The organism is Lysobacter sp. HA18, from assembly GCF_054057595.1.
Genome location: NZ_JBSRZL010000001.1, coordinates 2,776,519 through 2,794,202, shown reverse-complemented (window position 1 = coordinate 2,794,202; position 17,684 = coordinate 2,776,519). Strand labels below are relative to the sequence as shown.

The following is a 17,684-nucleotide window of genomic DNA, read 5'->3' as shown; positions in this document are numbered from 1 at the left end:
GCCCGCCGCGCACCCCGGGCGGGTCCACGGGCGTCGTGGACGCTAAACTAGCCGGCTTATCCGCGCCCGCTTCCGGGGCGCCGCCGGAGTCCCAATGCGTACCCAGTTCTGCGGCCTCGTCGACGAGCGCCTGATCGGCCAGACCGTCACCCTTTGCGGCTGGGTCAACAGCGCGCGCGTCCAGAGCCACCAGACCTTCATCGACCTTCGCGACCACGAAGGCGTGGTGCAGGTGCTGGTCGAGAGCGACCAGCCCGAGCTGTTCAAGGCCGCCGCCGACCTCGGCAACGAGGACGCGGTGCGCGTGACCGGCACCGTGCGCGCGCGTTATGCCGCGAACGACAAGATCCCGACCGGCCGCGTCGAAATCGTGCCGACGTCGATTGAAGTGCTGAACAAGGCCGACCCGCTGCCGTTCCACGCGCACGAGAACGCGGGCGAGGACATTCGCCTCAAGTACCGCTACCTCGACATGCGTCGTCCCGAGATGCAGAAGATGATGCGCACGCGCACGAAGCTCGTCGCAGCGCTGCGTCGTTATCTGGATGAGCGCGGTTTCCAGGACATAGAAACGCCGATCCTGACCAAGGCGACGCCCGAAGGCGCGCGCGACTTCCTCGTGCCTGCGCGCATGCATCCCGGCGAGTTCTACGCGCTGCCGCAGTCGCCGCAGTTGTTCAAGCAGATCCTGATGATGGCGGGCTTCGACCGCTACTACCAGATCGCGCGCTGCTTCCGGGACGAAGCGCTGCGCGCCGATCGCCAGCTCGAATTCACCCAGCTCGACATGGAGTTCGCGTGGGTGTCCGAGCGCGACGTGCAGGACACCGTCGAGGAGATGATCCGCACCGTGTTCCGTGACGTCATCGGCGTCGAACTCGCGAATCCTTTCCCGCGCATGACCTTCGCCGAAGCCATGCGCCGCTTCGGTTCCGACAAGCCCGATCTGCGCATCCCGCTGGAATTCACCGACATTGCAGAGCTCGTCAAGAACTGCGAGTTCAAGGTGTTCACCGACTGGGCGAACCACGCAGACGGCCGCGTCATTGCGCTGCGTGCGCCGGGCGGCGCGCAGTTCTCGCGCAAGCAGATCGACGACCTTGGTGCGCATGCCGCGAAGTACGGCGCCAAGGGCGTCGCATGGATGAAGATCGACGACGCGACCAAGGGCCGCGAAGGCATCAACTCGCCGATCGCGAAATTCCTCGACGACGCAACGCTGGCCGCCATCGTCGAAGCGACCGGCGCGACCACCGGCGACGCGATCTTCTTCGGCGCGGCGACGTACAAGTCCGCATCCGACTTCATGGGCGCGCTGCGCATCAAGCTCGGCAAGGACCTCGGCCTCGTCGCCGACGGCTGGACGCCGCTGTGGGTCACCGATTTCCCGATGTTCGAATGGGACGACGAAGCGCAGCGCTACGTCGCGCTGCATCACCCGTTCACCGCGCCGAGCGTCGACGACGAAGCCGACCTGCGCGCAAACGCCGCGACTGCGGTGTCGCGCGGCTACGACATGGTGCTCAACGGCAACGAGATCGGCGGCGGTTCGATCCGCATCCATCGCTCGGCCATGCAGTCGGCCGTGTTCGACCTGCTCGGCATCGGTCGTGAAGAGGCCGAGCTCAAGTTCGGCTTCCTGCTCGAAGCGCTGCGCTACGGCGCGCCGCCGCACGGTGGCATCGCGTTCGGCATCGACCGCATCGCCGCGCTGATGGCCGGCACCGAGTCCATCCGCGACGTGATTCCGTTCCCGAAGACGACCAGCGCGCAGTGCCTCATGACCGGCGCGCCGTCTCCGATCCCGGATGCGCAGCTGGCCGAAGTGCATGTGGCCGTGCGTCCGCGCGAGGCGAAGGCGGAGTGAGTCTGACGATCCGTCGCGCAACGGTGGAGGACGCGGCGACGTTGTCGTCGCTGGCGACGGCGACGTTTGTCGAAGCGTTCGGGCATCTGTATCAGCCCGAGGATCTGCAGGCGTTTCTCGACGATGCGTACGACGTGCGCAAGCAGGCGACGATCCTCGCGCATCCCGATTACGCGGTGTGGTTCCTGGAATCGGACGGTCGCGCGGTCGGTCATTGCGCCGCGGGTCCGTGTGGGTTGCCGCACGCGGACGTCGTGCCCGGCGATGGCGAGGTCAAGCGCCTCTACGTGCTCCGCGAATTCCAGAACGGTGGAAGCGGTGCGCGTTTGATGGACACCGCGATGCAGTGGCTGGAGCGCGGGGGGCCGCGCACGCTTTGGGTCGGCGTGTGGAGCGAGAACGAGGGCGCGCAGCGTTTCTACGGGCGCTACGGCTTCGCAAAGGTCGGCACGTACGAATTCCCGGTGGGGCGCGTGCGCGATCTCGAATTCATCATGCGGCGGGCGGCGCAACGCTGACGCGGTTCCCGACGTTGCACCTCGCGAACCCGTAACCGCTCGCTATATCCGGGCGATTCGCGTGCGGCACGGCGTCGCACGACCTTCGTCACCCTTGCACGACGCCGCGACCGGCCCGATGTCGCAGTCATGGCGACTTCCCGCGTACTCCTCGTCCATGGTTTGTGGATGCGTCCGGCATCGATGGCGCTGCTTGCGCGTCGTCTCGGCCGCGAAGATTTCGAGACCGAACTGATCGGCTACGAAAGCTCGCGCCAGCGCCCGACGCATGCGCTGCGTGCGATTTCCGACGCCGCGCGTCGCGGCCCCTGCCACATCGTCGGCCACAGCCTCGGCGGGTTGATGACGCTGACCGCGCTCGATGCCGAGCCCGATCTGCCGGTGGAGCGCGTGGTCTGCCTAGGCTCGCCGCTGTGCGGGAGCGCGGCCGCGGACGGATTGGCGCGGGTGCCGAAGCTGGGTCGCTGGCTCGGCCATAGCCGTCGGCTTCTCCGTGACGGTTGCCATGCATGGTCCGGACACGCCGAGGTCGGCTCGATCGCCGGCACGCTGCCGCTGGGGCTCGGCCGCGTCATCGGCCGGATCCACGGTCCGAACGACGGCACGGTCGCGGTGGCGGAAACCCGGCTTGACGGCCTGACCGACCACGTCATCGTCCACGCCACCCACAGCGGGCTCGTCCTTTCGCCCACCGCGGCTAGGCACGTCGCCACCTTCCTCCGTGAAGGCCGGTTCCAGCACTGAACGAGCCAGCCGGTGCCGCCGGTTCCGAGCGGCCGATCCGGTAAAATCTGCGTCCCGTTACCTGTTTGTCCGGAAGTGCCCGATGGGTCGTGGTCCCTCGATCGAAGCCCGCAAGAACGCCGTCGACGCCCAGCGCGGCAAGATCTTCACCAAGGTCATTCGCGAGATCGGCGTCGCCGCGCGCATGGGCGGCGGCGATCCGTCCGGCAATCCGCGGCTGCGCGCCGCGATCGACCGCGGCCTCGACGTCAACATGTCGAAGGACGTCATCGAGCGCGCGATCAAGAAGGCGACCGGCGAACTCGAAGGTGTGACCTACGAGGAACTCCGCTACGAAGGCTATGCGCCCGGCGGCGTTGCGGTGATCGTCGACTGCCTCACCGACAACAAGGTGCGCACCGTCGCCGACGTCCGCCATGCGTTCTCGAAGTTCGGCGGCAACCTCGGCACCGACGGCTCGGTGTCCTTCATGTTCCACAAGCGCGGCGTGATCTGGTTCGGCGAAGGCGCGGACGAAGACCGCATCACCGAGGCGGCGATCGACGCCGGCGCGGATGATGTCGTCGTGTATCCGGAAGACGGCTCGATCGACGTGCTGACCGCGCCGGAATCGTTCGACGCGGTGAAGTCGGCGCTCGAAGCGGCCGGCCTCAAGCCGGGCGAATCGCAGGTGACGATGCGCGCGGAAAACAACGTCAAGGTCGAAGGCGACACCGCCAGGCAGGTCGCCAAGCTGCTCGCGTGGCTCGAGGACATGGACGACGTGCAGCACGTGTATTCCAACGCTGAACTCGGCGAGGACGCGTACGCCTGACGGCGGCGCAGACGTGATCCGAATCCTCGGCATCGATCCGGGCTCGCAGCGCACCGGCGTCGGCTTCGTCGACGTCGACGCGACGGGCAAGTGCGCCTACGTGTCGGCGCACACGTTGAAACTGCTCGACGCGGAGGATTTCCCGAAGCGCCTCGGTCTTCTGTGTGAAGGCCTCGATGCGCTGATCGACGAATGGAAGCCGACGCAGGTCGCGATCGAAACCGTGTTCATGGATAAGTCGGCGACGTCCGCGCTCAAACTCGGGCATGCACGCGGCGCTGCGATTGCGACGGTGGTGCGTCGCGGCCTGCCGGTGAGCGAATACGCGCCGCGGCTGATCAAGCAGTCGCTGGTCGGGCGCGGCGCGGCCGACAAGCAGCAGGTGCAGCACATGGTGCGGCTGCTTCTGAACCTGCCGGAGCAAAAGATCCAGGCCGACGCCGCCGACGCGCTGGCCGTCGCGCTGACCCACGCCCATATGAGCGCGACCGCCGGCCGTACGGGCATCGCGGTTGCCCACCTGCGCCGACGCGGCAGCTGAGACGGGCGGAGCGCACCGTGATCGCAATGAGCGCACAATGCGCGCCGCCGGGTGGGCGGCACGGGATACGACGCATGATCGGACGGGTTCAGGGCTTCGCTGGCGGCATGCGCGTTCGCGTGGCCGCGGGCGCGCGCGGAGCCGCCGCATGATCGGGCGTCTTCGCGGCATCCTCGTCCAGAAGCAGCCGCCGTGGCTGATGGTCGAAGTGGCGGGCGGCATCGGCTACGAGCTCGAAGCGCCGATGAGCACGTTCTACGACCTGCCCGAAGCCGGGCGCGAAGTCGTGCTGTTCACGCATTACGCGCAGAAGGAAGACAGCGTCTCGCTCTACGCCTTCCTGCGCGAAGGCGAGCGGCGGCTGTTCCGCGACGTGCAGAAGGTCACCGGCATCGGCGCGAAGATCGCGCTGGCCATTCTTTCCGCAGTGAGCGTCGACGAATTCGCGCGGCTCGTTCAGGCCGGCGACGTCACCGCGCTCACGCGCATTCCGGGCATCGGCAAGAAGACCGCCGAACGCATCGTCGTCGAACTGCGCGACCGCGCGGCCGACCTGATGGGTGCCGGTTCGTCGCTGGGCGTGAACACCGGCGTGCCGGCCGATCCGCAGACCGAAGCGGTGATTGCCCTGCAACAGCTCGGTTACAAGCCGGCCGAAGCCGTGCGCATGGCGAAGGACGCCGTGCAGCCCGGCGACGACACCGCGACCATCATCCGCAAGGCGCTACAGTCCGCGCTCCGCTGAGCGAAGGACCGCGTTCCAGGACGTTCATGACCGCTTCCGTTTCCACGGCCACCTCTTCGCATGGTGGCGATACGGGCCATGCCCACGGTCACGGACACGCCGGTCTCGCGACCATGGTGGTCGGCGCCGTGGGCGTCGTGTTCGGCGACATCGGTACCAGCCCGCTCTACACGATCCAGGAAATGTTCCTGCCGCATTACGGGCTGCAGCCCGATGCGTCGACGGTGAAGGGCCTGCTGTCGCTCGCGTTCTGGGCGTTGATGCTGGTCGTCACCCTGAAGTATGTCATCGTCATCATGCGTGCGGACAACGAGGGCGAGGGCGGCATCATGGCGCTCACCGCACTCGCGCAGCGGTCGCTGAAGCAGGGCTCGCGCCTCAACTATCTGGTCGGCATCCTCGGCATCTTCGGTGCGTCGCTGTTCTTCGGCGACGGCATGATCACGCCGCCGGTCACCGTACTCGGCGCGCTCGACGGCCTTCGCGTGATCTCGCCGGAATTCGGCCACTGGGTGATGCCGGTCGGCCTCGTCATCCTCGTCGCGCTGTTCGCGTTCCAGCGCTTCGGCACCGAACGCGTGGGCAGGATCTTCGGGCCGGTGATGATCACGTGGTTCGTCGTACTGGCGATTCTCGGCGTCAACAACATCGTCCGCTATCCGTCGGTGCTGACCGCGCTGAATCCCTACTGGGGGCTGCGCTTCTTCATCACGCACGGCGGCCATGCGCTCTTCATTCTCGGCGCGGTGGTGCTGGCGATCACCGGCGGTGAAGCGCTGTATGCCGACATGGGCCACTTCGGCAAGAAACCCATTCGCTGGGCATGGTTCGGCTTCGTGCTGCCGGCGCTGGTCCTGAACTACTTCGGACAAGGCGCCGTGCTTCTGCAGAATCCCGGGGCGCGCGCGAATCCGTTCTACATGTCGATGCCCGACTGGGCGCAGGTGCCGATGCTCGGCCTCGCGACCGTCGCTGCGGCGATCGCCTCGCAGGCCGTGATCACCGGCGCGTTCTCGGTGACGCGCCAGGCGATCCAGCTCGGCTACCTGCCGCGCCTGTCGATCAAGCACACGTCGCGACAGACGATCGGCCAGATCTACGTGCCGTCGATCAACTGGACGCTGCTGGGCGCGGTGATCCTGCTGACGCTCGCGTTCAAGAGCGCGACGAACCTGGCCACCGCGTACGGCCTGTCCGTTACCGGCACGATGCTGATCGACACGCTGCTGCTCGCGCTCGTCGCATACACGCGCTGGAATGACTCGCGTAAATGGGTGCTGCCGCTGTGCGGCCTGTTCCTGATCATCGACGTCGCGTTCCTCGTCGCCAACGGCGGCAAGCTGCTGACCGGCATTGGTGCATGGGTGCCGCTGTTCATCGGCATCACCTCGTTCACGCTGATGCGCACTTGGCGTCGCGGCCGCGCGCTGCTGCACGAGGAAGTGCGCAAGGAAGGCATCCAGCTCGACGTGTTCCTGCCCGGCCTGATGCTGTCGCCGCCGGTGCGCGTGCCGGGCACCGCGGTATTCCTCACCGCCGATCGTGGCGTCGTGCCGCAGGCGTTCCTGCATAACCTCAAGCACAACAAGGTGCTGCACGAGCGCAACGTCTTCCTCACCGTCGAACCGATGACGGTGCCGATGGCGCCCAAGGACAAGCGCCTGAAGATCGATTCGATCGGCGAGAACTTCTACCGGGTGACGATCAAGTTCGGCTTCATGGAAACGCCGGACGTGCCGCTCGCGTTGATGCGTTCCTGCGACAAGGGCGGCATCCATTTCGACCCGATGGACACGACATATTTCGCAAGCCGCGAAACCATCGTCGCCAGCAAGCACCGCGGCATGCCGTTCTGGCGCGACAAGGTGTTCGCGCTGATGCATCGAAATGCCGCACCGGCGACGACGTTCTTCCGCATTCCGGGCAACCGCCTCGTCGAGCTGGGCGCGCAGATCGAGATCTAGCGTCGCACCGGCTGAGCGGCGGCGGGCCATAATCCCGGCATGACCGAGAACCGCATCATCGCCCCCGGCGCCACGCACGAGGACGCCGCCGTCGAGGCCAGCATCCGCCCCAAGCGCCTGGACGAATATCTCGGCCAGGCGCCGGTGCGCGAGCAGATGAAGATCTACATCGAGGCCGCCAAGGGCCGCGGCGAAGCACTCGACCACGTGCTGATCTTCGGGCCGCCGGGCCTCGGCAAGACCACGCTCAGCCAGGTCATCGCCAACGAACTCGGCGTTAATCTGCGGCAGACCTCCGGCCCGGTGATCGAGAAGGCAGGCGACCTCGCCGCGCTGCTCACGAATCTGCAGCCGCACGACGTGCTGTTCGTCGACGAGATCCATCGCCTGTCGCCGCTGGTCGAGGAAGTGCTGTATCCGGCGATGGAGGATTTCCAGCTCGACATCATGATCGGCGAGGGCCCGGCCGCGCGCTCGATCAAGATCGACCTGCCGCCGTTCACGCTGATCGGCGCGACCACGCGCGCGGGGCTGCTCACCGCGCCGCTGCGCGACCGCTTCGGCATCGTGCAGCGCCTGGAGTTCTACAGCGCGGAGGAGCTGACCAAGATCGTGCAGCGCTCGGCGCAGATCCTCGGTATCTCGTGCACGGCGGACGGTGCCGGCGAGATCGCGCGTCGCTCGCGCGGCACGCCGCGTATCGCGAACCGCCTGCTGCGCCGCGTGCGCGACTTCGCGCAGGTGCGCGGCGACGGCACGATCACCAGCCAGACCGCGTTTGATGCGATGACCATGCTGAAGGTCGACCCGGAAGGCTTCGACGAGCTCGATCGGCGCCTGCTCGGCATCGTCATCGAGTCGTTCGATGGCGGGCCGGTGGGCGTCGAATCGCTGGCCGCGGCGCTGAGCGAGGAGCGCGGCACGCTGGAGGACGTGGTCGAGCCCTACCTCATCCAGCAGGGCTACCTGATCCGCACCGCGCGCGGCCGCATGGCGACGCCGAAGGCGTATCGCCACCTCGGATTCACCCCGCGCGCGAAGTCGCCAGACCTGTTCGAGCCGCCGGCCGCGCCGTCGATCGACTGAACAGCCGCTTGCCGCAGCGTCGGCACGGTGAGGCACCGCGGGTAGACTTGGCGCCCCCACGCACGGCCCGCGAATGCGGGCGTTCGGAGCGCATGTACAGCCTGCCGGTCCGCATCTACTGGGAAGACACCGACGCCGGCGGCGTGGTCTACCACGCGCGCTATGTCGCTTTCCTCGAGCGCGCACGCTCGGAGTGGATGCGCGCGAACGGCCACGGACAGGCATCACTGCAGGCCGAAGGCCTGGTGTTCGCGGTGCGTGCGATGACGCTGGATTTCCTCAAGCCGGCCCGCCTCGACGACGCGCTCGACGTGCGTTGCGAACTCGCCGACTGCCGCCGCGCAAGCCTCGTGTTCAAGCAGTCGATCGACCGCGACGGGGAACGTCTTCTCGACGCCACGGTCCGAATCGCTGCGCTCGACGCCGCGACGTTCCGTCCCGCGCCGATTCCGGCCGGGCTGCATGCGCAGCTCGCCGCCCTGCAAACCCCGAACTGATCGTCCGCCGCATGGACCGGAGAGCCCGAATGACCGCATCGCATCGCCCGCGCACGTCCCTCACGCACACGGCTGCAGGGGCCGCCCGATGAGCGCGCTGTCGCTGATGCTGCAGTCCAGCCCCGCCGCGCTGCCGGATGCGACGCCAGTCGATGCGCAGCCGCTCGCCGATGCGGCGCAGGCCGCGAGCGCCGCCGCCGCGCCGCCCGCCGGCTCGCTCGACCTTGTGCAACTGGTCACGCACGCCAGTCTTCCGGTGCAGCTGATCATGCTGCTGCTGATCGTGGCGTCGATCGCGTCGTGGGTGATCATCTTCCGCAAGTCGGCGCTGCTGCGTCGTGCGCGTCGCGAAGCGGTGCAGTTCGAGGAACGCTTCTGGTCGGGTTCCGAATTGAGCAAGCTCTACGAAGGTGCGAGCGGCCGCGGTCGCGGAATTGGCGGCATGGAAGCGATCTTCGAAGCCGGTTTCCGCGACTTCAACCGTCTTCGCCAGCGCCGCGGCGCCGATACCGACGCGCAACTCGAAGCCGCGCAGCGCGGCATGCGCGCTACTGCATCGCGCGAACTCGATTCGCTGGAACACAACCTCGAACTGCTCGCCAACATCGGTTCGACGTCGCCCTACATCGGCCTGGTCGGCACCGTGTTCGGCATCATGGTGACGATGCATTCGCTGCTCGCGAGTTCGCAGCAGGTCGGCATCAAGGACGTTGCACCGGGTATTTCCGAAGCGCTGCTCGCGACCGCGATGGGCCTGTTCGTCGCGATTCCCGCGGTGTGGGCGTACAACCGTTTCGCCACTGCCGTGGAGCGGCTTGCGTCGCGCTACGAGGCGTTCGCAGAAGAGTTCTCGTCGATCCTGCAGCGACAGTCGCACCTCGAGGGCTGAGCCATGTCGGTCTCCCTCCGTCGCCACCGGCGACGCAAGCTCAAGTCCGAGATCAACGTCGTGCCGTACATCGACGTGATGCTCGTGCTGCTCGTCATCTTCATGATCACCGCGCCGCTGCTGAACCTCGGCGTCGATGTCGATCTTCCCAAGTCGAACGCGAAATCGCTGCAGCAGAAGACGGACCCCGTCGTCGTGCAGGTCGATGCCGACGGTAATTACTTTCTCGCAGTGAAAGCGGGCAGCAACGAAGCGGTCAGTGGTGCGGAACTCACCACGCGGCTGTCGACGATCGTCGCGCAGAATCATGACGCGCAGGTGCTGATCGGCGCGGATGCGAAGGCGAGCTACCAGACCGTTACCGACGCGATCGATCTGCTCAAGAAGGCGGGCGTCGACAAGGTGTCGCTGATCAGCTCGCCGAAGGGTCAGGCGAAGTGAGGGTTCGGCCGGCCGACGACGCCACCGCGGTCGCGCTGGCGATCGGCTTGCACCTCGCGCTCGCGTTGCTGCTATGGCTCGCGATGCGACCGCACGACATGACGCAGGCCAGTGCCGGTGGCATGTCCGCGGACGTCGTCGATGTCGGCCAGCTGTCGGCGGCGATGCAGCGCACCTTGAACCATCGTCCGCAGCCTGCACCCGAGCCGTTGCCGGAACCCGTGCCCGAACCGCAGCCGGAACCCGAAACCGCGCCGCCGGAAGCGCAACCGAAGCCGCAGCAACAGCTCACGCAGCCGGACGACGTGGAACAGCAGGCGGTGGTCGAAACGCCGACGCCGCAGAAGGCGATCGAAACCAGGCCGCAGGACGAGAAGCATCGGCAGCAGCAGGCCGACCTCACGAATCCTGTCGATGCGCAGCAACAGGCGCAGCAGCGCCAGCAGGCGGACAAGGAAGCGCAGCTTGCGGAGATCCGTCGTCGCCGTGCGGCGGCGTCGCGCGAGGCCATGGCGGCCGAGGAGCGCCTCGCGCAGCTGACCGCGCCGACGCGCAGCGGGTCGGCCGCGCAGCAGGCGGCGCAGTCGGATGCCGATGCGGGCGGCAGCGGTCCCGCCGATGACGGCCTGCTCGGTCGCTACGCCGCCGCGCTGCAGGACGCGATCCGCGCGAAATGGATCCGCCCCGACAACATTCCGCCGAATGCGATGTGTCGCCTCGTCATCCGCCAGTTGCCCGGTGGTGAGGTGATCGACGCGCAGGTCACGTCCCCCTGCGTGTACGACGAGGCCGGCCGTCGCTCGATCGAGGCCGCGGTGCTCAAGGCGCAGCCGCTGCCCTACGCGGGCTTCGAAAAAGTGTTCAAGCGCGAACTGACGCTCAACTTCCGCGCGCCCTGACGGGACGCGACGGGTCGCATCTGTCAACCCGCTAAACGGTTCAGGTGTGAGCTAGGATTCACGATCGGGCTGCTACCTGTATGCGCCCACACCGAAAGACCGAGGAATCACGATGCGTCGTCTCGTGTCATGGCTGGTCCTGTGCATCGCATGCCTGTTGCCGATGGCGGCGGCCGCGCAGCAGCAGGGCCTGGAGATCGACATCGTCGGCGGCAACGCGGCCGCGCTGCCGATCGCCGTCGTGCCGTTCCAGAACGGCACCGGTGCGAACGACGAAGCGTCGATCGTGGCCGCGGACCTCAACCGCTCCGGCCAGTTCAAGTCGTTGCCGGTCGACGGCCTGCCCGAGCGCCCGACGCGCAGCGAGGACGTCAACTATCCGGTCTGGCGTGCGATCAACCAGGATTACGTCGTCGTCGGTCGCGTGCTCGATGCGGGCGGCGGTGCGTATCGCGTCGAATACGAACTGCTCGACGTCGCCAAGCAGACGCGCCTGCTCGGCTTCGCGCTCACCGCGCGCAGCGGGCAGATGCGCGATGTCGCGCACCAGATCGCCGATGCGATCTACGAAAAGGTCACCGGCGTGCGCGGCGCGTTCTACACGCGCATCGCGTATGTCACGCAGAGCGGTACGGGCGGTGGTGCGCGCTATGCGCTCGTCGTCGCCGACAGCGACGGCTACAACCCGCAGACCGTGGTGCGTTCGACCGAGCCGCTGATGTCACCCTCGTGGAGCCCGGATGGCGCGCGCCTCGCGTACGTCGGTTTCGAAGGCGGTAGTTCGGCGATCTACATCCAGACGATCGCCAGCGGCGCGCGCGAAATGGTTGCGCATTTCCGCGGGATCAACGGTTCGCCCGAGTTCTCGCCGGACGGTCGCCGCCTCGCGATGACGCTGTCGCGCTCGGGCAACCCCGAGGTCTACGTGATGGACCTCGGCAGCCGCGCGCTCACGCAGATCACGAACCACTACTCCATCGACACCGAGCCGACGTGGAGCGCCGACGGTTCGCGCCTGTACTTCACGTCCGATCGCGGCGGTCGTCCGCAGATCTACACGGCGTCGGCATCGGGCGGCAACGCGACGCGCGTGACTTTCCAGGGCACGTATAACGCGAGCGCCACCGTGTCGTACGACGGCAAGAAGGTCGCCACGGCGCAGGGCTCGGGCAACACGTACCGCGTCGCGCTGATGGACTCGAGCCTCGGCAGCCCGCGCTGGAGCCTGTTGTCGCCGGGCAACCTCGACGAATCCCCGAGCTTCGCGCCCAACGCGAGCATGCTCATCTACGCCGCGCGCGAGGGCGGCCGCGGCGTGCTGTACGCGCTGTCGGCCGACGCGCGCGTTCGCCAGCGCCTCGTGCTCGCCGACGGCGATGTGCGCGAGCCGGCGTGGGGCCCTTACCGCACGCCGCGCTGACGCGGCAGACGTCCATCCGAAACGACACACAAGGAAAGAACGAATGAACGCCAAGTCCGCCAGCCAGCTCCTGATCGTCGCCGCGATGTGCACCCTCGCGATGGCGTGCTCGAAGAAGGTCAAGGAAACGCCGCCGACCGATACCTCGACCGGCACCACCACGACCATGCCCGCCACCACCGGCCCGACCACCGCCGGCGCGTACGGCCCGAACGACCTCGATACCGACACCTGCCTGCGCCAGCGCATCGTCTACTTCGACCTCGACCAGGACACGCTGAAGCCGGAGTTCCAGGCGATCGTGAACTGCCACGCGAAGTACCTGCGCGACCGTCCGTCCTCGCGCATGACGCTCGACGGCCACGCCGACGAGCGCGGCAGCCGCGACTACAACCTCGCGCTCGGCGAGCGCCGTGCGAACGCCGTGTCGTCGGCGATGCAGGCCGCGGGCGGACAATCGTCGCAGCTGACGACGAACAGCTTCGGCGAAGAAAAGCCGATCTGCACCGACTCGGGCGAGGGTTGCTGGTCGAAGAATCGTCGCGTCGAGATCAGCTACAGCGCGCGCTGATCGATACGCGGTAGTTCGCCAACGGGCCGCGCCATGCGGCCCGTTTTCGTTGCGGCAGACATTCATCGTGGCGACAGTCGGATCGCGACCTGCGCGCGGCATACTCGCCGCACGCTCCAACACCGGGGAATCGTCATGAACTCACCTCGCGCCCTCGCGCTCGCCATCGCGCTGGTCCTCGTCGCACCGCTGCCCGTATTCGCGCAGCGCGCCAGCCTGGCAGACCGCGTCACCGCACTCGAAGTGCGCGCCGCGAATCCGCAGAACGTCGAACTGGTCAACCAGATCGCGCAGCTGCGTCAGGACGTGCAGTCGATGCGCGGGCAGCTGGAGGAAATGCAGCAGGCGAACGAGCAGCTGCGTGCGTCGATGCGGACGCAATACCTGGATGTCGACGGCCGCCTGCAGCGGATTGAAGGTGGTGCGACGCCGGCTCCGGTAACGCCGACGCCGGCGCCCGCAGCCACTGCGAAGCCCGCAGCCGGTGCTTCCACAGCGACCGCGCGTCCTTCGGCGTCGACCAAGCCCGCGGCGCCTGCGACGACCAAGGCCAAGCCGTCCGCCGCCCCGACTGCCGCCGCCGGCTCCGCGACGCCCACCGGCAATGAACTCACCGCCTACAACGCCGCCTTCGACGCGCTGAAGGCCGGCCGCTACGCCGACGCGTCGCGCCTGTTCTCGGACTTCCTCGACCGCTATCCGGGCGGTGTCTACGCGCCGAACGCGCTGTACTGGCTGGGCGAGAGCTACTACGCGACGCGCAACTACGAGCAGGCCGTCGAGCCGTTCACGCAGCTGCTCGATCGCTTCCCGACCCACGACAAGGCGCCCGGCGCGATGCTAAAGCGCGGCCTGACCCGACTGAACCTGCATCAGGACGACGCGGCGCGCGCCGATTTCGAGGGCGTGGTCGCCCATTACGCCGGCAGCGACGCCTCGCAGTCGGCGGCTGATCGCCTGCGCGCGATGGGCGCCGCGCGCTGACGCGAGCGCCCGCAACGCGACGGGCGTCCTGAACGGCGCCGCCCGTCCGCACCGGCGCGGGCGGGCAGGGCGGTAAAATCGCCGGATGAGCGTCCCCGTTACCGCGGCCGCCGCAGCGCCGGAGCGCTTGCGGCTGACCGAGATTTTCCTGTCCCTGCAAGGCGAGTCGAACAGCGTCGGCTGGCCGACCGTGTTCGTGCGCCTGACCGGCTGCCCGCTGCGCTGCCAGTACTGCGACACCACGTATTCGTTCCACGGCGGCGACTGGTGGGAGATCGACGCGATCATCAAAGAGGTCGCGCGCCTCGGTGTCCGCCATGTCTGCGTCACCGGCGGCGAGCCGCTCGCGCAGAAGCGCTGCACGATCCTGCTGCAGCGCCTGTGCGACGCGGGCTACACCGTGTCGCTTGAGACGTCCGGCGCGCTCGACATCGGCGCGGTCGATCCGCGCGTGTCGCGCGTGGTCGACATCAAGACGCCGGGCTCGGCAGAAGTGCATCGCAACCGCTGGGAGAACATCCCGCTGCTGACGCCGCACGACGAGGTCAAGTTCGTCATCTGCTCGCGCGAGGACTACGAGTGGTCGCGCGCGATCGTTGCCGAACATGCGCTGCCATCGCGCTGCGACGTGCTGTTCTCGCCGAGTTTCGGGCAGGTCGCGCCGCGTGATCTCGCACAGTGGATCGTCGACGACCGCCTGCCGGTGCGCTTCCAGCTGCAGCTGCACAAGATCCTCTGGGGCGACGAACCGGGGCGTTGATGCGTCGCATTGCGTGATGTCGCCTTGCGCGATGCATGCATGCCGCACGGTCCGCGTGTTCGTCGCACATCAATCCGCATTCTTTCGTTCAAAGCACCGATGACTTCCACGTCTACACGCAGGGCCGTCGTTCTTCTTTCCGGCGGCATGGATTCCGCCGTCGTCGTTGCGATGGCGAAGTCGCAGGGTTTCGACGTCTACGCGCTCAGCGTTCGCTACGGCCAGCGGCATACGTCGGAACTCGACGCCGCCGCGCGCGTGTCGCAGGCGCTCGGTGTCATCGAGCACAAGACCGTCGTCGTCGACCTCGGCACCATCGGTGGCTCCGCGCTGACCGACACCGCGATCGACGTGCCGACGGCGGGCGATACCGGCTCCAGCATCCCGATTACCTACGTGCCGGCGCGCAACACGATCATGTTGTCGATCGCGCTGGGCTGGGCCGAAGTGGTCGGCGCGAACGACATCTTCTGCGGCGTGAATGCGGTCGACTATTCGGGGTATCCCGATTGCCGCCCGGAGTTCGTCGCCGCATTCGAGCGCCTCGCCAACCTCGCAACCAAAGCGGGCGTCGAAGGCGCCGGACTGCGCGTGCACGCCCCACTGCAGTTCATGAGCAAGGCCGACATCGCGCGTGAAGGCGTGCGCCTCGGCGTCGACTTCGGCCTGACCGTCTCCTGCTACAAGGCCGACGCCGAAGGCCGCGCCTGCGGCGAGTGCGACGCCTGCCGCCTGCGCGCGCAGGGCTTCGAAGCGGCCGGCGTGCCGGACCCCACGCGCTACGCCGCGGCTGAAGCCAGCGGGCGTCTGCGGTAAGATCGCGCCCCCGGCGATGCCGGGACTGTGGGTCGTTAGCTCAGTCGGTAGAGCATCGGACTTTTAATCCGCTGGTCGATGGTTCGAATCCATCACGACCCACCATTCAGTCTTCTCACATGCCCGGCCGTGACCCCGCAGAGCCAGTACCCGCGCGTTTTCGCGGCGAACGACGCACGCGAGCATTCTCTGCGTCCCGCTTCTTAACGTCGCGTCCGTGCGCGATGTCCGCCGACGCCAAGCCCTCGAAAATCGTGCGCCAGCCCGGATGCTTCGGACAACCGCAGTCGGGAGCCTAGCCACGCCGATGAAAAGCTCGTTGCAAAAAATGCAACCCTGCAACAACTTGATCAAACCGCGTCAGAGCGCAAGCCGTTCGCGAAGTTCGCGCGCCTGCCGGCGCGACACATCGACTTCCGCGCCATCTTTCATGGTGAGCGTGTAACCGTCGCCGACTGACAAGTCGATCGCCTGCACCATCCGCAGGTTCACCAGCGTATTGCGGTTTGCACGGAAGAACACGGCCGGATCGAGCCGTGATTCGAGCGTGGCGAGGCTACGTCCGAGCATCGCGTGTTCGTTGCGGAAGAACACGGTCGCATAGTTGCCGTCGACCTCGATGCGACTGATCTGTCCGAGTTGCACGAACCAGCAGCGGGCACCGTCGCGCAGGAACACTTGGTCCTCTGCGTGTAGCGTCCTGCCTGCATCGCGTGCGGCAATCGGCTGCGCCGCACGGGCTTTCGTAATGGCGGCCGCAAGGCGATCGGCTTGGACCGGCTTGAGGAGGTAGTCGAGTGCGTTGGCTTCGAAGCCACGCACCGCATAGTGGTCGTATGCGGTGGTGAAGATGACCTGTGGCGCGGGATCGAGGCCATCGAGCACGTCGAAGCCCGTGCCGGACGGCATCTGGATGTCGAGTAGCAGCACGTCGGGCGCGAGCCGGGCGATCGCTTCGCGCGCGGCCGGCACGTCGTCGGCCTCCCCAACACACTCGACATCTCCGATGCCCGCGAGCAGCGTGCGGAGTTCCTGTCGCGCCAGCCGCGTGTCGTCGACGATCAGGATGCGCAGCGGGCTCATTGCGGGATCTCCAGGTGCGCCTGCACGCAGCCGTTGTTGTCGTCGAGTGCGAACGTGCCGGCGCAGCGCTCGAGGCGTTGCGTCATGAATGCGAGACCGACGCCGGTACCGTCGGACGCGTCGCCCAGCCGGCCGGGATTGAACACGTCGATGACGAGGGCACCGTCCCGCCGCGCTGCGCGCAACGACAACGTGCCGCCGCCCGCGGTGCGTGCGATGCCGTGCTTGATCGCGTTCTCGACGAGCAGTTGCAGTGACATGGGCGGCAGGCGCGCATCTAGGGCTGCGGGATCGACGTCCATCGCGACGCGGAGCCGTTGTTCGTAATGCACGGATTCGACTGCGAGATAGTCGTCCACGACGGCGAGTTCCTCCCTGAGCGTCGTCCACTCGCGCTGGCTGTGGTCCAGCGCGTGGCGAAGGCTGGCCGATAGCCGCGTCACCAGTTCGCGTGCACGTTCCGGGTCTTCGAGAATCAGGGCACGTACGTTGTTGAGCGCGTTGAAGACGAAATGCGGGTTGAGGCGTGCGCGCAGTGCGTCAAGTTCGAGCGAGCGACGATCCGCATCGGCACGCAGCGTGGCGATCTCGCTCTCGCGCGCTCGACGAATCGCGCGGCGTCCGGCCCAGGCCGCGGTCCACAACCCGAGCAGGATGCAGGTGTTGATCCAGTAGCCGAGCAGCGGGCCCCAGCCGTACGGCGTCATGTCACCGCCCGGCAGCCGCACCCAGTGCAGTCTTACGGCCGGCACCAGCACGGCTGCGATCCCGGCTTGTGCGACCGCGGCAATAACTGCGATCGCCATCAGCAGGCGCAGCGCGAGCGCGCCGCCGTCGAGTGCGAACCAGTTGCGACGTATCGCCTGAGCGCGCAGCACGCCGCTGCCGATCCACAGGAAGAAGGCGAGCGCCACGCTGATCAGCACGATGCCGGAGGACATGTCTCCGGCAAACACGCCACCCAACCCGGTGGAGATCGCCGCATACAACGCCCAGATCACGGCATTGAGCGACCAGAACCACCGGGAGGACGCATCGGACATCG

19 protein-coding genes and 1 tRNA gene are annotated in these 17,684 nt (G+C 67.4%); 18 read left to right on the top strand and 2 right to left on the bottom strand.

Going from position 1 to position 17,684, the window contains the following annotated elements; genetic code table 11:
• The first annotated feature begins 94 nt into the window (after window positions 1–94).
• The 18 genes from aspS (at window position 95) to ACVWWW_RS13575 (ending at window position 15,661) form a co-directional block, all read left to right on the top strand.
• A complete protein-coding gene (aspS, locus tag ACVWWW_RS13660; protein ID WP_027081918.1) occupies window positions 95–1,867 on the top strand; it encodes an aspartate--tRNA ligase in 1,773 nt (590 codons plus the stop codon).
• Window positions 1,864–2,385: a GNAT family N-acetyltransferase gene (locus tag ACVWWW_RS13655; protein ID WP_027081919.1), complete on the top strand. Its 522-nt coding sequence runs from the start codon at window positions 1,864–1,866 to the stop codon at window positions 2,383–2,385. Before aspS ends, ACVWWW_RS13655 begins: the two co-directional genes overlap by 4 nt.
• A 129-nt stretch (window positions 2,386–2,514) precedes the next feature.
• Window positions 2,515–3,129, top strand: coding sequence for an alpha/beta fold hydrolase (locus ACVWWW_RS13650; protein WP_027081920.1), 615 nt, complete (start codon window positions 2,515–2,517; stop codon window positions 3,127–3,129).
• An 82-nt stretch (window positions 3,130–3,211) separates the two neighbouring features.
• Entirely contained in the window at window positions 3,212–3,943 is a 732-nt protein-coding gene (locus ACVWWW_RS13645; RefSeq protein ID WP_027081921.1) for a YebC/PmpR family DNA-binding transcriptional regulator, read from the top strand.
• Between the two features lie 13 nt (window positions 3,944–3,956).
• Window positions 3,957–4,484: a crossover junction endodeoxyribonuclease RuvC gene (gene ruvC / locus ACVWWW_RS13640; RefSeq protein ID WP_027081922.1), complete on the top strand. Its 528-nt coding sequence runs from the start codon at window positions 3,957–3,959 to the stop codon at window positions 4,482–4,484.
• A gap of 148 nt (window positions 4,485–4,632) precedes the next feature.
• The gene (gene ruvA / locus ACVWWW_RS13635; protein WP_027081923.1) at window positions 4,633–5,229 is read left to right on the top strand and encodes a Holliday junction branch migration protein RuvA; all 597 of its coding nucleotides are present in this window, start codon (window positions 4,633–4,635) and stop codon (window positions 5,227–5,229) included.
• A gap of 26 nt (window positions 5,230–5,255) precedes the next feature.
• Window positions 5,256–7,193, top strand: a complete 1,938-nt coding sequence (locus ACVWWW_RS13630) for a potassium transporter Kup (RefSeq protein WP_027081924.1) — start codon at window positions 5,256–5,258, stop codon at window positions 7,191–7,193.
• A gap of 39 nt (window positions 7,194–7,232) precedes the next feature.
• Complete coding sequence (gene ruvB / locus ACVWWW_RS13625; RefSeq protein WP_027081925.1) at window positions 7,233–8,279, top strand: Holliday junction branch migration DNA helicase RuvB; 1,047 nt, start codon at window positions 7,233–7,235, stop codon at window positions 8,277–8,279.
• A gap of 92 nt (window positions 8,280–8,371) precedes the next feature.
• Window positions 8,372–8,776 carry a tol-pal system-associated acyl-CoA thioesterase gene (gene ybgC, locus ACVWWW_RS13620; RefSeq protein WP_051234699.1) on the top strand — a complete coding sequence of 135 codons (405 nt, stop codon included), beginning with the start codon at window positions 8,372–8,374 and terminating at the stop codon, window positions 8,774–8,776.
• 88 nt (window positions 8,777–8,864) lie between these two features.
• Window positions 8,865–9,665 (top strand): protein TolQ, encoded by an 801-nt coding sequence (tolQ, locus tag ACVWWW_RS13615; protein WP_036141013.1) that lies wholly within the window; start codon window positions 8,865–8,867, stop codon window positions 9,663–9,665.
• 3 nt (window positions 9,666–9,668) lie between these two features.
• Window positions 9,669–10,106: a protein TolR gene (tolR, locus tag ACVWWW_RS13610; protein ID WP_027081928.1), complete on the top strand. Its 438-nt coding sequence runs from the start codon at window positions 9,669–9,671 to the stop codon at window positions 10,104–10,106.
• Window positions 10,103–11,005 carry a TonB C-terminal domain-containing protein gene (locus ACVWWW_RS13605; protein ID WP_027081929.1) on the top strand — a complete coding sequence of 301 codons (903 nt, stop codon included), beginning with the start codon at window positions 10,103–10,105 and terminating at the stop codon, window positions 11,003–11,005. The genes tolR and ACVWWW_RS13605 overlap by 4 nt, the downstream gene beginning before the upstream one ends.
• A 112-nt stretch (window positions 11,006–11,117) precedes the next feature.
• Window positions 11,118–12,425 (top strand): Tol-Pal system beta propeller repeat protein TolB, encoded by a 1,308-nt coding sequence (gene tolB / locus ACVWWW_RS13600; RefSeq protein WP_027081930.1) that lies wholly within the window; start codon window positions 11,118–11,120, stop codon window positions 12,423–12,425.
• 43 nt (window positions 12,426–12,468) lie between these two features.
• A complete protein-coding gene (pal, locus tag ACVWWW_RS13595; protein ID WP_027081931.1) occupies window positions 12,469–12,996 on the top strand; it encodes a peptidoglycan-associated lipoprotein Pal in 528 nt (175 codons plus the stop codon).
• Window positions 12,997–13,131: 135 nt separating this feature from the next.
• Window positions 13,132–13,980, top strand: a complete 849-nt coding sequence (gene ybgF, locus ACVWWW_RS13590; protein WP_027081932.1) for a tol-pal system protein YbgF — start codon at window positions 13,132–13,134, stop codon at window positions 13,978–13,980.
• Between the two features lie 85 nt (window positions 13,981–14,065).
• Window positions 14,066–14,740 carry a 7-carboxy-7-deazaguanine synthase QueE gene (queE, locus tag ACVWWW_RS13585; protein WP_051234701.1) on the top strand — a complete coding sequence of 225 codons (675 nt, stop codon included), beginning with the start codon at window positions 14,066–14,068 and terminating at the stop codon, window positions 14,738–14,740.
• A 99-nt stretch (window positions 14,741–14,839) separates the two neighbouring features.
• Window positions 14,840–15,556: a 7-cyano-7-deazaguanine synthase QueC gene (gene queC, locus ACVWWW_RS13580; RefSeq protein ID WP_081671931.1), complete on the top strand. Its 717-nt coding sequence runs from the start codon at window positions 14,840–14,842 to the stop codon at window positions 15,554–15,556.
• A 29-nt stretch (window positions 15,557–15,585) separates the two neighbouring features.
• A tRNA-Lys gene (locus tag ACVWWW_RS13575) sits at window positions 15,586–15,661 on the top strand.
• A gap of 255 nt (window positions 15,662–15,916) precedes the next feature.
• Here ACVWWW_RS13575 and ACVWWW_RS13570 read toward each other — a convergent pair.
• Complete coding sequence (locus ACVWWW_RS13570) at window positions 15,917–16,639, bottom strand: response regulator (RefSeq protein WP_051234703.1); 723 nt, start codon at window positions 16,637–16,639, stop codon at window positions 15,917–15,919.
• On the bottom strand, window positions 16,636–17,682 hold the full coding sequence (locus ACVWWW_RS13565) for a histidine kinase (RefSeq protein ID WP_027081936.1): 1,047 nt from the start codon (window positions 17,680–17,682) through the stop codon (window positions 16,636–16,638). The genes ACVWWW_RS13570 and ACVWWW_RS13565 overlap by 4 nt, the downstream gene beginning before the upstream one ends.
• Between the last annotated feature and the right edge of the window lie 2 nt (window positions 17,683–17,684).

Coding starts and splice junctions, on each gene's coding strand:
- aspS (WP_027081918.1), top strand. CDS start 95: ATGCGTACCCAGTTCTGCGGCCTCGTCGACGAGCGCCTGATCGGCCAG.
- ACVWWW_RS13650 (WP_027081920.1), top strand. CDS start 2,515: ATGGCGACTTCCCGCGTACTCCTCGTCCATGGTTTGTGGATGCGTCCG.
- ACVWWW_RS13645 (WP_027081921.1), top strand. CDS start 3,212: ATGGGTCGTGGTCCCTCGATCGAAGCCCGCAAGAACGCCGTCGACGCC.
- ruvA (WP_027081923.1), top strand. CDS start 4,633: ATGATCGGGCGTCTTCGCGGCATCCTCGTCCAGAAGCAGCCGCCGTGG.
- ACVWWW_RS13630 (WP_027081924.1), top strand. CDS start 5,256: ATGACCGCTTCCGTTTCCACGGCCACCTCTTCGCATGGTGGCGATACG.
- ruvB (WP_027081925.1), top strand. CDS start 7,233: ATGACCGAGAACCGCATCATCGCCCCCGGCGCCACGCACGAGGACGCC.
- ybgC (WP_051234699.1), top strand. CDS start 8,372: ATGTACAGCCTGCCGGTCCGCATCTACTGGGAAGACACCGACGCCGGC.
- tolQ (WP_036141013.1), top strand. CDS start 8,865: ATGAGCGCGCTGTCGCTGATGCTGCAGTCCAGCCCCGCCGCGCTGCCG.
- tolR (WP_027081928.1), top strand. CDS start 9,669: ATGTCGGTCTCCCTCCGTCGCCACCGGCGACGCAAGCTCAAGTCCGAG.
- tolB (WP_027081930.1), top strand. CDS start 11,118: ATGCGTCGTCTCGTGTCATGGCTGGTCCTGTGCATCGCATGCCTGTTG.
- pal (WP_027081931.1), top strand. CDS start 12,469: ATGAACGCCAAGTCCGCCAGCCAGCTCCTGATCGTCGCCGCGATGTGC.
- ybgF (WP_027081932.1), top strand. CDS start 13,132: ATGAACTCACCTCGCGCCCTCGCGCTCGCCATCGCGCTGGTCCTCGTC.
- queE (WP_051234701.1), top strand. CDS start 14,066: ATGAGCGTCCCCGTTACCGCGGCCGCCGCAGCGCCGGAGCGCTTGCGG.
- queC (WP_081671931.1), top strand. CDS start 14,840: ATGACTTCCACGTCTACACGCAGGGCCGTCGTTCTTCTTTCCGGCGGC.
- ACVWWW_RS13570 (WP_051234703.1), bottom strand. CDS start 16,639: ATGAGCCCGCTGCGCATCCTGATCGTCGACGACACGCGGCTGGCGCGA.
- ACVWWW_RS13565 (WP_027081936.1), bottom strand. CDS start 17,682: ATGTCCGATGCGTCCTCCCGGTGGTTCTGGTCGCTCAATGCCGTGATC.